The following is a 13,637-nucleotide window of genomic DNA, read 5'->3' as shown; positions in this document are numbered from 1 at the left end:
TTTTGCTACTATAGCCGCCGGTCGGGCCGCCAGGAGCGGCGGCCTGTCACTCTCCCGCAAACAGACACAGGTGATATTGTGGAAAAGGCCGTTGTTCCGCTGGAAAAAAAACCTTACCAGGAAATTGGTGAAGATTTGCGTGCTCAGATAGCAGAAGGCCTCTACCCGGTAGGTTCCCGGCTGCCACCCGAGCGCAATATTGCGGAAAAATACGGCGTCAGCCGCACCATCGTGCGTGAGGCGCTGCTGATGCTGGAGCTGCAGGGCACCGTCGATATTCGTCAGGGATCCGGCGTGTACGTGATGCGCATTCCGCAGGAAAACGACAGCGAAGAAGAGCAGATGCTCAACAGCGACGTTGGCCCGTTTGAGATTTTGCAGGCGCGCCAGCTGCTGGAAAGCAACATTGCGGCCTTTGCGGCGAAAATGGCAACCCGCGCTGATATCGACAACCTGAAACGCATTATTGAGCAGGAACAGCGTGCGATTGCCACCAACGACACCAGTCAGGACAACAGCAAGCTTTTCCACCTCGTACTCGCAGGTGCCACGCAAAACCAGATGCTGCTGACCACGGTAGAAAAAATCTGGCTGCAGATGGACAGCAGCCCGCTGTGGCAGCAGTTTAACGCGCACATCGCCAGCCGGGCCTATCGTCTGAAGTGGCTTGGCGAGAGGCAAACCATTCTTGCCGCACTGCGTCGTCGCGACGTCATGGGGGCCTGGCAGGCGATGTGGCAGCACCTTGAAAACGTCAAAAACAGCCTGCTGGAACTTTCTGACGAAGACGCACCCGATTTTGACGGCTATCTGTTTGAGTCCGTGCCCATTTTTCAGGGAAAATTGATGTGAAAACCCAGCCGCTGTATCAGGTGCCGCAGCACGCCCGCCAGGTGACCGACTGGCTATGGCAGGCGTTTGGCGGCGTGGCGATGCCGCGCGAGTTCTTCGCCAGCATCATCGAACACAGCCAGAAGCCCGGCGCGCTGCCGCTCACTTTTGTGATGACGGAAGGTGAACGCGTGCTGGCGACGGTGGGATTGTGGCGCTGTGATCTGATCAGTCGCCAGGATCTTTACCCGTGGCTGGCGGCGTTGTATGTCGATGAGTCCGTGCGTGGGCAGGGCATTGCCGGAGCGCTACAGGCACATGTCATTGAATACGCGCGGGAAAAAGGTTTTGAGGAATTGCATCTCTATTCAGCCTGCCGAAATTTCTACGAGCGCTTTGGCTGGCAGTACATCGGCGATGGCATCGAATATCCTGCCACCACCGTGCATCTTTATCGTTATGAACTTGGCGCTTCTACTGGCGCTATCACCGAATGACGGCGCACCAGCGTCGGGCTGAAGAGGTGGGTGATTTCCGGTAGCGGACGCTTATCCGCCAGCGCCAGCGCCAGTTCTGCCGCCTGGGTCGCCATGGTGACAATCGGGTAGCGTACCGTCGTCAGCCTCGGGCGAACGTAACGCGACACCAGCACGTCATCGAAGCCAATCAGCGAAATTTCACCGGGCACATCAATGCCGTTGTCATTCAGCACGCCCATGGCGCCCGCTGCCATCGAATCGTTATAGCAGGCGACGGCGGTAAAGTTTTTACCTCTACCAAGCAGTTCGGTCATGGCCTGTTCACCGCCGCTTTCGTCTGGCTCGCCGAACGTCACCAGCCGCTCATTGCACGGCAGGCCGCTCTCTTTCAGCGCATCGTAGTAACCCTGTAGGCGATCTTCGGCATCGGAAATGGCGTGGTTGGAGCAGAGATAGCCAATTTTCGTGTGGCCCTGCTGGATCAGATGGCGCGTAGCAAGCCATGCACCGTAGCGATCGTCGAGCGCCACGCAGCGTTTTTCAAAGCCCGGTAAGATCCTGTTGATCAACACCATCCCGGGGATCTGCTTCATCAGTCCTGTCAGCTCCTCATCCGGCAGAACTTTGGCATGAACCACCAGCGCCGCACAGCGGTGGCGGATCAGTTGTTCAATGGCCTGACGCTCCTTTTTCTCATTGTGATAACCATTACCAATCAGCAGAAAGTTACCGGTGTGGTAGGCCACCTGCTCAACGGCTTTGACCATCGCCCCGAAAAAGGGATCCGAGACATCACCGACGACCAGCCCAACGGTTTCGGTAGATTGCTGCGCCAGCGCGCGGGCGTTGGCATTCGGGTGGTAGTTGAGCGTTTCCATGGCGGAAAACACCGCCTGACGCGAGGCATCGCTGGCTTTGGGTGAATTGTTGATCACCCGGGAAACGGTGGCGACGGAAACGCCTGCCATCCGCGCCACATCCTTAATTGTCGCCATATTTGGCCTTCTGGTGAGGGTAAACGGTTACACCCGATCAGTGTTACGGAAAACCCAGAGCTGTTCAAGGCTAAGCGCACACTGGCGTTAGCAAATGTGACCCAGAGTCGTTCGCAGAGGGAAAAAGTTACACAGCACGTCACGGGCAATTGAAAATGAAAAAGGGTAATTCAAACCTTTGGTTACACTTTGCGATTAGCTGTTGCGAATGTTCGCTGGAGGATTTGTCAGCCTGGTTGATACTCTGATTATCCCAGAGGTATTGATTGGTGAGAATTTCTTAGTACGATTTCTGTACTTCTCTCTTGCACCGACCTGCGCAGATGCGCAGGTTTTTTTTGTCTGAAATTCACCGCCACCCTGCTTTTCCCGCCGCATCTCGTGTACCCTGCAAAAAGTCATTTTTTGCCAAATGGAGTTGATATGCTGCTGGGCTTTTTTCGCTTCCTTTTCAGAGTGATTTTTCGGGTCAGGCTGACCGGTGACACGGCGGCGCTGCACCAGTCGAAGGTCCTGATTACCCCAAACCACGTCTCTTTTATAGATGGCATTTTACTGGCGCTGTTTTTACCGGTGCGCCCGGTCTTTGCGGTCTATACCTCAATCAGCCAGAAGTGGTTTATGCGCTGGCTGGCGCCGCTGATTGATTTCGTGCCGCTGGACCCAACGAAACCGATGTCTATCAAGCATCTGGTGCGATTGGTCGAGCAGGGCCGCCCGGTGGTGATTTTCCCTGAAGGGCGCATCTCCATTACCGGTTCGTTGATGAAAATCTACGACGGCGCGGCGTTCGTGGCGGCAAAATCTCAGGCCACTGTGGTGCCGGTGCGCATCGAAGGCGCAGAGCTGACCTTTGCCAGTCGCCTGAAAGGGTTGGTGAAACGCCGCCTGTTCCCACGTATCCAGCTGCATATTCTGCCGCCAACTACGCTGCCCATGCCGGACGCCCCGCGCGCCCGCACGCGCCGCAAAATTGCCGGGGAAATGCTGCATCAGATTATGATGGAAGCCCGCATGGCGGTGCGCCCGCGCGAAACACTGTATGAGGCGCTGCTCTCTGCCCAGTATCGTTACGGCGACCGTAAACCCTGCGTGGAGGACATCAACTTCCAGCCTGATAACTACCGCAAGCTGCTGACGAAAACCCTGTTCGTCGCACGCATTCTGGAGAAATACAGCGCGAAGGGCGAAAAGATTGGCCTGATGTTACCGAATGCAGGGATCAGCGCCGCGGTTATCTTCGGTGCCATTGCCCGGGGCCGCATCCCGGCAATGATGAACTACACCGCCGGGGTGAAAGGGCTTTCCAGCGCCATCACGGCGGCAGAAATCAAAACGATTTTCACCTCCCGGACCTTCCTGGACAAAGGCAAACTGTGGCATCTGCCGGAGCAGCTGACTCAGGTGCGCTGGGTCTTCCTGGAAGATTTGAAAGGGGACGTCACGCTCGTCGACAAGCTGTGGATCTTCGGTCATCTGCTGGTGCCGCACCTGGCGCAGGTCAAACAGCAGCCGGAAGATGCCGCCATCGTGCTGTTCACTTCCGGTTCAGAGGGGCATCCGAAGGGCGTGGTGCACAGCCATAAAAGCATTCTGGCCAACGTCGAGCAGATTAAAACCATCGCCGATTTCACCGCCCGCGACCGTTTTATGTCCGCGCTGCCGCTGTTCCACTCCTTTGGCCTGACCGTCGGCCTGTTTACGCCGCTGCTGACCGGGGCGGAAGTGTTCCTCTACCCGAGTCCGCTGCATTACCGCATTGTGCCGGAGCTGGTCTACGATCGTAACTGCACCGTGCTGTTTGGCACCTCGACGTTCCTCGGGCATTACGCCCGTTTCGCTAACCCGTATGACTTCCATAAGGTGCGCTATGTGGTCGCTGGGGCGGAAAAGTTACAGGAGAGCACGAAGCAGATCTGGCAGGACAAGTTTGGCCTGCGCATTCTGGAAGGCTATGGCGTGACTGAATGTGCGCCAGTGGTGTCCATCAATGTGCCAATGGCAGCGATGCCAGGCACCGTCGGACGTATTCTGCCGGGCATGGATGCGCGTTTGCTGGCCGTGCCGGGTATTGATGACGGGGGGCGTTTACAGCTTAAAGGCCCGAACGTGATGAATGGCTATCTTCGCGTGGAAAACCCAGGCGTGCTGGAGCTGCCAACGGCTGAGAATCAGCATGGCGAAGTGGAAACGGGCTGGTATGACACCGGCGACATCGTGCGCTTTGATGAGCAGGGCTTTGTGCAGATTCAGGGCCGTGCAAAACGCTTTGCGAAGATTGCGGGCGAAATGGTGTCGCTGGAGATGGTTGAACAGCTGGCGCTGGTCGTCTCGCCGGACAAGCTTCACGCCACGGTCATTAAGCAGGATGCAAGCAAAGGTGAGGCGCTGGTGCTGTTCACTACAGATGCTGAGCTGACGCGCGAGAAGCTTCAGCAGCAGGCGCGAGCCACTGGCGTGCCGGAGCTGGCAGTGCCACGTGATATTCGCTTCCTCAAACAGCTGCCGGTACTTGGCAGCGGTAAACCGGATTTCGTCACCCTCAAACAGCAGGTCGATCAGGCGGAAACAGCCCATGAGTGAGTCAGTACACACTAACACTTCGCTGCGCTCGAAAGGGATGCTGGCGGTGCTTTGCGCCCAGTTCCTCTCGGCTTTTGGCGATAACGCACTGCTGTTCGCCACCCTCGCGCTGATGAAGCAGCAGTTCTATCCGGACTGGAGCCAGCCGGTATTGCAGATGATGTTTGTGGGTGCTTACATTCTCTTTGCGCCGTTTGTGGGCCAGTTTGCCGACAGCTTCCCGAAAGGCCGGGTGATGATGGTCGCCAACGGCCTGAAGCTGATTGGCGCGGCCTCCATTTGCGTTGGCGTGAATCCGTTCATCGGGTACACGCTGGTGGGTGTTGGTGCGGCGGCATACTCCCCGGCGAAGTACGGCATCCTCGGTGAACTGACTACTGGCGACAAACTGGTGAAGGCGAACGGGATGATGGAGTCTTCAACCATCGCCGCGATTTTACTGGGATCTATGGCGGGCGGCGTGCTGGCGGACTGGCACGTGCTGGCGGCGCTTGGCGTTTGTGCGCTGGTCTACGCCGGAGCCGTAGTGGCTAACCTGTTCATTACGCGTTTACCCGCCGCGAGAACCGGGCAGTCGTGGCGCTTTAACGCCATGACCGGCAGCTTTTTCTCCGCCTGTAAAACCCTGTGGCGTAATCGCGAAACGCGTTTCTCTTTAGTCGGTACCAGCCTGTTCTGGGGGGCGGGTGTTACGCTGCGCTTCCTGCTGGTGCTTTGGGTGCCAGTGGCGCTCGGCATTACCGATAACGCCACGCCAACCTACCTCAATGCGATGGTCGCCGTCGGGATTGTTGTGGGGGCTGGCGCAGCCGCGAAGCTGGTGACGTTGGAAACTGTAGCTCGTTGTATGCCTGCGGGCGTGCTGATTGGCGTTGCGGTGGTGATTTTTGCGCTACAGCACGCGCTTCTTCCTGCTTATGTCTTACTGTTCCTGTTGGGCGTGTGCGGCGGTTTCTTTGTGGTGCCGCTGAATGCCTTATTACAGGAACGTGGGAAGCATACGGTCGGGGCCGGGAATGCGATTGCCGTGCAGAACCTGGGAGAGAACAGCGCGATGCTGCTCATGCTGGGGCTTTACTCGCTGGCGGTGATGGTGGGCATTCCGGTGGTCGGCGTCGGGATTGGCTTTGGCACGTTGTTCGGCCTGGCGATTATCGTGCTGTGGGCCTGGGGAAGAAAACGTTAAGTACAACAATGCACGGTGGCTTGTTACCACCGTGCATTTCCTTCTTACGGTGCCGGGTAGGTATAAACCTGATGCACCGCTTCGATTTCCGCCAACACCTCTTCACTCAATTCCAGATGCAGGCTTTCGACGTTAGTTTTCAGTTGTTCCATGGTCGTTGCGCCCAGCAGCGTGCTGGCAACGAACGGCTGACGGCGAACGAATGCCAGCGCCATCTGTGCCGGATCGAGGTTATGGCGTTTGGCGATATCCACGTAGGCCGCCACGGCCTTCTGCGACTGCTCGCTACTGTAGCGCGTAAAGCGGCTGAACAGCGTGTTTCGCGCCCCGGCAGGTTTCGCACCGTTCAGGTATTTACCCGTTAACGTGCCGAAAGCCAGGCAGGAGTAGGCCAACAGTTCAACCCCTTCATACTGACTTACTTCCGCCAGGCCGACTTCATAGCTGCGGTTCAGCAGGCTGTACGGATTCTGAATGGTGACGATGCGCGGCAGGTCGTGTTTGTCTGCCAGATGCAGGTAGCGCATCACGCCAAAGGCCGTTTCGTTCGACACGCCGATGTAGCGAATTTTGCCCGCGCGCTGGAATTCGGTCAGCGCTTCCAGCGTTTCCAGCAGGGTGATAACCGGCTGGGATTCCGTCCACTGATAGCCGAGCTTACCGAAGCAGTTGGTCGCGCGCTGGGGCCAGTGGACCTGATAAAGGTCGAGATAATCAGTCTGTAGACGGGTCAGGCTGTTGTGTAGCGCATCGCGGATATTTTTGCGATCGAGCGCCTGGTTCGGGCGAATGCCCGCATCGTTATTGCGCGACGGGCCGCTGACTTTCGACGCCAGAACCAGTTTTTCACGGTTGCCGTGCTTTGCCAGCCAGTTGCCGACGTAGGTTTCCGTCAGGCCCTGCGTTTCCGGGCGGGGAGGGACGGGGTACATTTCAGCGACGTCGATCAGGTTGATGCCCTGAGCCACGGCGTAATCAAGCTGTGCATGGGCGTCGGCTTCGCTGTTTTGTTCACCAAACGTCATTGTGCCCAGCCCCAGGGTACTGATTTCAAGAGAGCTGTGGGGGATACGGTGATAGTGCATAGCCGCCTTCCTTCATACATTTATATCAACAACGTCAGGCGCCAGGGGCTGCCCGACAAAGGACTATAAACATGGCAGAAGCGGGGAAAAAGCGGAAGCAAAAAATCAAAAAAGGCCAGCCTGGCTGACCTGTTTTCTTTTAGCGTTTAATAATTTGGGAGACATCGTCACGGTTGATCTGCATTCTGTTCCCTTGCTGATCTTCGTAACTGATAAGACCGGTGTCGTCATCAACTTCCGGTTTGCCGTCCGTCAGGATCATACGGCCATCTTTGGTCGCCATTACGTAGTCACTGCTGCAACCGGATACCGCGAAAGCCAGGCCAACGGCGGAAATCAAAACTGCCCATTTTGTCATCGTTATCACCCTTATATGACCGCAACTCCTATCATTCTAGTAATAACCCGCTGGGCAGTAAGTAAAAAGCAGTAAAATCTTAAAAAGATTGCGGGGCAGCCCTCATTTTGCAGGCTGCCCTTGAATTTAAAGCGGATTCTTTTTATTTCGCAGCAAATTGAGGCTCTCCACGGCGATGGAGAAAAACATCGCGAAATAGATATAGCCCTTTGGTACATGAATCCCAAAACTTTCTAACATCAGGGTGAAGCCGACCAGAATCAGGAAGGCCAGCGCCAACATTTTGACGGACGGATGGCGGTCGACAAATTCGCCAATAGGCCGCGCGGCGAACATCATCACGCCGACGGCAATCACCACGGCGGCCATCATGATAAACAGATGGTCGGAGAGGCCAACGGCCGTGATCACTGAATCGAGGCTGAAAATAATATCCAGCAGCATGATCTGCACAATCGCGCCCATGAATGAGTGAACGTTGGTTTTGATCCCTTCCTCTTCTCCCTCAATGGATTCGTGGATCTCCTTGCTCGCTTTCCAGATGAGGAACAGGCCACCGAACAGCAGAATCAGGTCGCGGGCGGAAAAGGCGTGCTCAAACAGGGAAAAGAGCGGATTGGTCAATCTGACAACCCAGGCAATAGAAGCCAGCAGCGCCAGGCGCATCATCATTGCGGCGAACAGGCCGATACGGCGGGCGTGATTACGCTGCGCCGTAGGGAGTTTTGCCACCACCAGAGAGAGGAAAATTATATTGTCGATGCCCAGGACGATCTCGAGGATCGTCAGCGTGCCAAGCGCCATCCACGCGTTGGGATCGGTTATCCATGCAAATAACATTGTAAGTCCTGCCAAAAACGAAAACCGCGATTATAAGCCTTCAGGCAGCGTTAACCCAAACGAATAGTGTCAGAGTAGAAAATGGCGGGAGAGCAGGGCAGCGGTGAAGTTCTTCTTCAGGTAAAAGCCGCGAGGCAGCGTGAGGATGGGCTCGCCGTGGGTGCCGACGGCTTCGGTCAAGGCCTTGCTGTTGGCGGCTTTAGGGCGCAGCTGCAGCACTTCACCGTGGCGAGCGGTAATGCGCTCAACCTGGCCGAGGACGATCAAATCCATCAGCTCTTCCCAGTCCATCCTTAACTGGCAATCTTCTTCCTCATTTGGGCTCCACAGCAGCGGCGAGCCGACATGGCGCTCGGCCAGTGGGATCTCACGCTCCCCTTCAACCGGGATCCACAACACCCTTTTAAGCTTATGGCGCACGTGGCTGGTTTCCCAGGTCACGCCGCTATTACCTGTCAGCGGCGCGACGCAGACAAAGGTGGTTTCCAGCGGGCGACCTTGCCGGTCGATAGGGATAGTTTTCAGCTCGACGCCCAGCGCGGCAAAATCCTGCTCTGGCTTACTGCCTGCACTGGCGCCCAGCCAAATCTCCAGCAGCACGCCGATCCAGCCTTTATCACGCTTTAAGTCGGGTGGAATGGGCAGGTTCGCTATTGCCGCCAGCTCACCTAACGTGTAACCCGCCAGCAGCTGCGCCTGAGCTAAAAGCTCGGCTTCAGAGTGGGGAGAATGACGTAATGGAGCGAGCCCGGACATAACGTAAGACCTTTGGTTGAAAAGTGAGCGGGGTTTATCCCCCGAGTGGAAAGAGTTTACCTCTTTCTGGATAACTACGCCAATGCGATGATTTTAATGTGTTTTTTGCTTTTTTTAGCCGGGATTTTTTTGCGCAGAAAAAGCTTTCCCCATTCTGGTCACTGACAATGAACAGGATCTTACACCCTGTTATCCACAGAAAAATGGGATAACTGGTAAAAACCCCCACTACTGTTTCCATTTACAGGCTTGACGTGCGACGAAAATCCAATTTTCACACAAAATGTGTTTAAGTTAGTGGCACAATCTGTGGATAAAAACGACGTTGCTCGATCTTTCATCAGTGCAAGGATCTCCTGTGTGATGATCGTCACGTTGTGGCATATCTCATGAAAAAGAACTATCCTAACGTAATGAATAACATCATCTTATTTTGATGGTGTGAAATTGGCTTTTCAGGGTAGTTCAGGGTTTTCCCGTGGTAATTCCAGACTTCTTCACAACTCTATCCACAGAAAAAGTGAATAAAATGGCGCTGTGACCCTCTCTTCTGTTTATAACTTTGATGATTACTGTGAGTTATTCAATTGTTATCCGGTGTTATCGCCGCAAGAGAGTGGTTTACCGTTTCCGGCGAGTGTGAAACAATCATTCACATTGAAAATTGTTTAGAGGTAGTCCGGTGATTGATGACGATGGCTACCGCCCAAATGTTGGCATTGTAATCTGTAATCGTCAGGGCCAGGTGATGTGGGCCAGACGCTACGGCCAGCACTCCTGGCAGTTCCCTCAAGGAGGGATCAACCCAGGCGAATCTGCTGAGCAGGCGATGTACCGGGAATTGTTCGAAGAGGTCGGTCTGAGCCGCAAAGATGTGCGGATCCTGGCGTCTACCCGGAACTGGCTGCGTTACAAGCTACCGAAACGTTTGGTGCGTTGGGACACAAAGCCGGTATGTATCGGCCAGAAGCAAAAGTGGTTTCTCCTGCAGTTGATTGGTAACGATGCCGATATCAATATGCAAACCAGCAGTACACCGGAGTTCGATGGCTGGCGCTGGGTAAGTTACTGGTACCCGGTGCGTCAGGTGGTGTCGTTTAAACGCGATGTCTATCGTCGGGTGATGAAGGAGTTTGCAGGCGTTGTGCTGGCGCTGACGGAAAGTACGCCAAAGCTGCAGAACACAGCCCCTGCTTATCGACGTAAAAGAGGTTAAGCCACGCACATTATGCTCACCCGCTTGCGAGAAATAGTCGAGAAAGTGGCAAGCGCCCCGCGAGTAAACGAGGCGCTTGATATCCTGGTGACAGACATCTGTCAGGCAATGGAAACCGAAGTCTGTTCAGTCTACCTGGCTGACCACGACAGGCGCTGCTATTACCTGATGGCGACGCGCGGGCTTAAAAAACCGCGCGGCCGCACGATTACCCTCGCATTTGATGAAGGCGTTGTTGGGCTGGTAGGGCGTCTGGCGGAGCCCATTAACCTTGCGGATGCGCAAAAGCATCCGAGCTTTAAATACATTCCCTCCGTTAAAGAAGAAAAATACCGCGCTTTTCTCGGTGTGCCGATCATCCAGCGTCGTCAGCTTCTTGGCGTGCTGGTGGTGCAGCAGCGTGAGCTTCGCCAGTACGATGAAAGCGAAGAGTCGTTCCTCGTCACGCTCGCCACGCAAATGGCGGCAATTCTATCTCAGTCCCAGCTGACGGCCCTGTTTGGTCAATATCGCCAGACGCGTATCCGCGCGCTGCCTGCATCTTCCGGGGTTGCCATTGCTCAGGGCTGGATGGACGCCACGCTGCCGCTGATGGAGCAGGTTTACGAAGCCTCGACGCTGGACACCGTGTTGGAGCGTGAACGTCTTACTGGTGCGCTGGAAGAGGCGGCGGGAGAGTTTCGCCGCTACAGCAAGCGTTTCGCTGCCGGCGCGCAGAAAGAAACCGCGGCCATCTTTGACCTCTATTCACACTTGTTATCCGACGCGCGCCTGCGTAAAGAGCTGTTCGCTGAGGTGGACAAAGGTTCGGTGGCGGAGTGGGCGGTTAAAACCATCATTGAAAAGTTCGCCGCACAGTTTGCCGCGCTGAGCGATGGTTACCTGAAAGAGCGTGCAGGCGATTTGCGTGCGCTGGGTCAGCGCCTGCTGTTCCATCTTGACGACACCGTGCAGGGCGCTAACGCCTGGCCGGAGCGTTTCGTCCTGGTGGCGGATGAGCTCTCGGCAACGACGCTCGCTGAAGTACCGCAGGACAGGCTAACCGGCGTGGTAGTGCGCGATGGTGCGGCCAACTCCCACGCAGCCATCATGGTACGTGCGTTAGGTATTCCGACGGTGATGGGGGCGGACATTCAGCCTTCGGTTCTGCATGGCCGCATGCTGGTGGTGGATGGCTATCGCGGCGAACTGCTGGTGGATCCGGAGCCGGTGTTGCTGCAGGAATATCAGCGGCTGGTAACGGAAGAAAATGAGCTCAGCCGAATCGCAGAAGATGACGTTGAGCGCCCGGCCCAGTTGAAGACGGGCGAACGTGTCAAAGTGATGCTCAATGCGGGCCTCAGCCCTGAGCACGAAGAAAAGCTCGGGAGCCGCATCGACGGCATCGGCCTCTATCGCACCGAAATTCCGTTCATGTTACAGAGCGGCTTCCCCTCTGAGGAAGAGCAGGTTGCGCAGTATCAGGGCATGTTGCAGATGTTCAACGACAAGCCGGTGACGCTGCGTACCCTGGATGTCGGTGCGGATAAGCAGCTGCCGTATATGCCGATCAGCGAAGAGAATCCTTGCCTTGGCTGGCGCGGGATCCGCATCACGCTCGATCAGCCAGAGATCTTCCTGGTTCAGGTGCGTGCCATGCTTCGCGCCAATGCGGCGACCGGCAATCTCAGCATCTTGCTGCCGATGGTGACCAGCATTGATGAAGTCGATGAGGCCAAACGCCTGATCGAGCGTGCCGGGCGGGAAGTGGAGGAGATGATCGGCTACGAGATCCCGAAACCACGTATTGGCGTAATGCTCGAAGTCCCGTCGATGGTGTTTTTGATGCCGCACCTGGTAAATCGGGTAGATTTCATCTCCGTCGGGACAAACGATCTAACCCAGTATCTGCTGGCGGTCGACAGAAACAACACCCGTGTAGCAAGTATCTATGACAGCCTGCATCCGGCGCTGCTGCGGGCGCTGTCGATGATTGCACAGGAGTCAGAACGCCACGGCCTGGATCTTCGCCTCTGCGGTGAAATGGCGGGCGACCCGATGTGCGTCACTATCCTGATTGGTCTGGGCTTCCGTCATCTGTCGATGAACGGACGCTCGGTGGCCCGCGTGAAGTACTTGCTGCGTAACATTGAGCTGGAAGAGGCGCAGAACCTGGCGCAGCGCAGCCTGGAGGCCCAGCTTGCCACGGAGGTTCGCCATCAGGTTGCGGCCTTTATGGAGCGTCGTGGGCTTGGCGGCCTGATTCGCGGCGGTCGTTAGTTTACTTAAAGCCCTATTCTGCGTAATAGGGCGGCTATACAGATCTTTTACATCTTTCCCCGCGTCCGCGTCTCCCGCCTTGTGCTATTATTCGCTCCTTTGGAGCAGCCACCCGGCTGCACGTCTCTACCGCTGACCACTTTCGGCGGAATAACAAGCATTTGTGGTGACAGATGAATAGTGGTTATCTGCATTTCCCGGAGTTTGATCCGGTGATTTTTTCCATTGGACCGGTTTCGCTTCACTGGTACGGCTTGATGTACCTGGTCGGTTTTGTCTTCGCAATGTGGCTGGCGTCTCGCAGGGCGAACAAACCGGGCAGCGGCTGGACGAAAAACGAAGTTGAAAACCTGCTCTATGCAGGCTTCCTCGGCGTATTCCTGGGCGGGCGTATTGGCTATGTGCTGTTCTATAACATGCCGGTCTTCCTGAGCGATCCGCTGTATCTGTTCCGTGTATGGGACGGCGGCATGTCGTTCCACGGTGGCTTGATTGGCGTCATCGTGGTGATGATAGTCTTCGCCAGACGCACTAAGCGCACTTTCTTCCAGGTTTCCGACTTCATTGCACCATTGATTCCGTTCGGGCTTGGGGCAGGCCGTCTGGGTAACTTTATCAATGGTGAACTGTGGGGCCGTGTCGATCCGTCCTTCCACTACACCATGCTGTTCCCGGGTTCCCGTGCAGAAGACATGGCGCTGCTGCCTTCACATCCTGAATGGCAATCTCTGTTCGATCAGTACGGTGTCCTGCCTCGTCATGCTTCACAGCTTTATGAACTGGCACTGGAAGGCGTGGTGCTGTTTATCATCCTGAATCTGTTTATTCGCAAACCGCGCCCGACGGGCTCCGTTTCCGGTCTGTTCCTGATTGGCTACGGCCTGTTCCGTATTATCGTCGAGTTCTTCCGTCAGCCGGATGCGCAGTTTACCGGCGAGTGGGTGCAGTACATCAGCATGGGGCAAATCCTCTCCATTCCGATGGTGCTGGCAGGGATCATCATGATGGTCTGGGCTTATCGTCGTCACCCGCAGCAACAAGTCTCCTGA

12 protein-coding genes are annotated in these 13,637 nt (G+C 55.9%); 7 read left to right on the top strand and 5 right to left on the bottom strand.

From position 1 onward, the window contains the following. Positions 1–78 precede the first annotated feature (78 nt). Both CRO87_RS05915 and CRO87_RS05910 read left to right on the top strand, forming a co-directional pair. Positions 79–852, top strand: a complete 774-nt coding sequence (locus CRO87_RS05915) for an FCD domain-containing protein (RefSeq protein ID WP_097162014.1) — start codon at positions 79–81, stop codon at positions 850–852. After that, positions 849–1,328, top strand: coding sequence for a GNAT family N-acetyltransferase (locus tag CRO87_RS05910; RefSeq protein ID WP_097162013.1), 480 nt, complete (start codon positions 849–851; stop codon positions 1,326–1,328). Before CRO87_RS05915 ends, CRO87_RS05910 begins: the two co-directional genes overlap by 4 nt. On the opposite strand, the gene galR is transcribed toward CRO87_RS05910, so the two are convergent. Further along, on the bottom strand, positions 1,289–2,305 hold the full coding sequence (gene galR / locus CRO87_RS05905; RefSeq protein WP_097162012.1) for an HTH-type transcriptional regulator GalR: 1,017 nt from the start codon (positions 2,303–2,305) through the stop codon (positions 1,289–1,291). The genes CRO87_RS05910 and galR overlap by 40 nt on opposite strands. 423 nt (positions 2,306–2,728) lie before the next feature. On the opposite strand from galR, the gene aas reads away from it, so the two are divergent. After that, complete coding sequence (gene aas, locus CRO87_RS05895; protein ID WP_097162011.1) at positions 2,729–4,888, top strand: bifunctional acyl-ACP--phospholipid O-acyltransferase/long-chain-fatty-acid--ACP ligase; 2,160 nt, start codon at positions 2,729–2,731, stop codon at positions 4,886–4,888. Continuing rightward, positions 4,881–6,074 (top strand): lysophospholipid transporter LplT, encoded by a 1,194-nt coding sequence (lplT, locus tag CRO87_RS05890; RefSeq protein ID WP_097162010.1) that lies wholly within the window; start codon positions 4,881–4,883, stop codon positions 6,072–6,074. Before aas ends, lplT begins: the two co-directional genes overlap by 8 nt. A gap of 44 nt (positions 6,075–6,118) precedes the next feature. On the opposite strand, the gene CRO87_RS05885 is transcribed toward lplT, so the two are convergent. From CRO87_RS05885 to mutH, 4 genes are all read right to left on the bottom strand, one after another. Further along, complete coding sequence (locus CRO87_RS05885; RefSeq protein ID WP_097162009.1) at positions 6,119–7,159, bottom strand: NADP(H)-dependent aldo-keto reductase; 1,041 nt, start codon at positions 7,157–7,159, stop codon at positions 6,119–6,121. 139 nt (positions 7,160–7,298) lie between these two features. Further along, entirely contained in the window at positions 7,299–7,517 is a 219-nt protein-coding gene (locus tag CRO87_RS05880) for a YgdI/YgdR family lipoprotein (protein WP_097162008.1), read from the bottom strand. Between the two features lie 126 nt (positions 7,518–7,643). Continuing rightward, on the bottom strand, positions 7,644–8,357 hold the full coding sequence (locus CRO87_RS05875; protein WP_097162007.1) for a TerC family protein: 714 nt from the start codon (positions 8,355–8,357) through the stop codon (positions 7,644–7,646). A gap of 69 nt (positions 8,358–8,426) precedes the next feature. Further along, on the bottom strand, positions 8,427–9,113 hold the full coding sequence (mutH, locus tag CRO87_RS05870) for a DNA mismatch repair endonuclease MutH (RefSeq protein WP_097162006.1): 687 nt from the start codon (positions 9,111–9,113) through the stop codon (positions 8,427–8,429). A gap of 682 nt (positions 9,114–9,795) precedes the next feature. On the opposite strand from mutH, the gene rppH reads away from it, so the two are divergent. The 3 genes from rppH (at position 9,796) to lgt (ending at position 13,637) form a co-directional block, all read left to right on the top strand. Further along, positions 9,796–10,329, top strand: coding sequence for an RNA pyrophosphohydrolase (gene rppH, locus CRO87_RS05860; RefSeq protein WP_097162004.1), 534 nt, complete (start codon positions 9,796–9,798; stop codon positions 10,327–10,329). 12 nt (positions 10,330–10,341) lie between these two features. Then, a complete protein-coding gene (ptsP, locus tag CRO87_RS05855; RefSeq protein WP_097162003.1) occupies positions 10,342–12,588 on the top strand; it encodes a phosphoenolpyruvate--protein phosphotransferase in 2,247 nt (748 codons plus the stop codon). Positions 12,589–12,761: 173 nt separating this feature from the next. Beyond that, positions 12,762–13,637 (top strand): prolipoprotein diacylglyceryl transferase, encoded by an 876-nt coding sequence (gene lgt / locus CRO87_RS05850; RefSeq protein WP_097162002.1) that lies wholly within the window; start codon positions 12,762–12,764, stop codon positions 13,635–13,637.

The organism is Enterobacter sp. CC120223-11 (assembly GCF_900215375.1).
Classification (GTDB): Bacteria; Pseudomonadota; Gammaproteobacteria; order Enterobacterales; family Enterobacteriaceae; genus Scandinavium.
The sequence above is the reverse complement of the archived record's forward strand: the minus strand, read 5'-3'. Positions and strand labels throughout refer to the sequence as shown.

What these genes read in the sequence shown, in the direction of transcription:
- aas (WP_097162011.1), top strand. Translation starts at nt 2,729, where the DNA reads ATGCTGCTGGGCTTTTTTCGCTTCCTTTTCAGAGTGATTTTTCGGGTC.
- CRO87_RS05885 (WP_097162009.1), bottom strand. Translation starts at nt 7,159, where the DNA reads ATGCACTATCACCGTATCCCCCACAGCTCTCTTGAAATCAGTACCCTG.
- lgt (WP_097162002.1), top strand. Translation starts at nt 12,762, where the DNA reads ATGAATAGTGGTTATCTGCATTTCCCGGAGTTTGATCCGGTGATTTTT.
- CRO87_RS05880 (WP_097162008.1), bottom strand. Translation starts at nt 7,517, where the DNA reads ATGACAAAATGGGCAGTTTTGATTTCCGCCGTTGGCCTGGCTTTCGCG.
- ptsP (WP_097162003.1), top strand. Translation starts at nt 10,342, where the DNA reads ATGCTCACCCGCTTGCGAGAAATAGTCGAGAAAGTGGCAAGCGCCCCG.
- lplT (WP_097162010.1), top strand. Translation starts at nt 4,881, where the DNA reads ATGAGTGAGTCAGTACACACTAACACTTCGCTGCGCTCGAAAGGGATG.
- CRO87_RS05875 (WP_097162007.1), bottom strand. Translation starts at nt 8,357, where the DNA reads ATGTTATTTGCATGGATAACCGATCCCAACGCGTGGATGGCGCTTGGC.
- mutH (WP_097162006.1), bottom strand. Translation starts at nt 9,113, where the DNA reads ATGTCCGGGCTCGCTCCATTACGTCATTCTCCCCACTCTGAAGCCGAG.
- galR (WP_097162012.1), bottom strand. Translation starts at nt 2,305, where the DNA reads ATGGCGACAATTAAGGATGTGGCGCGGATGGCAGGCGTTTCCGTCGCC.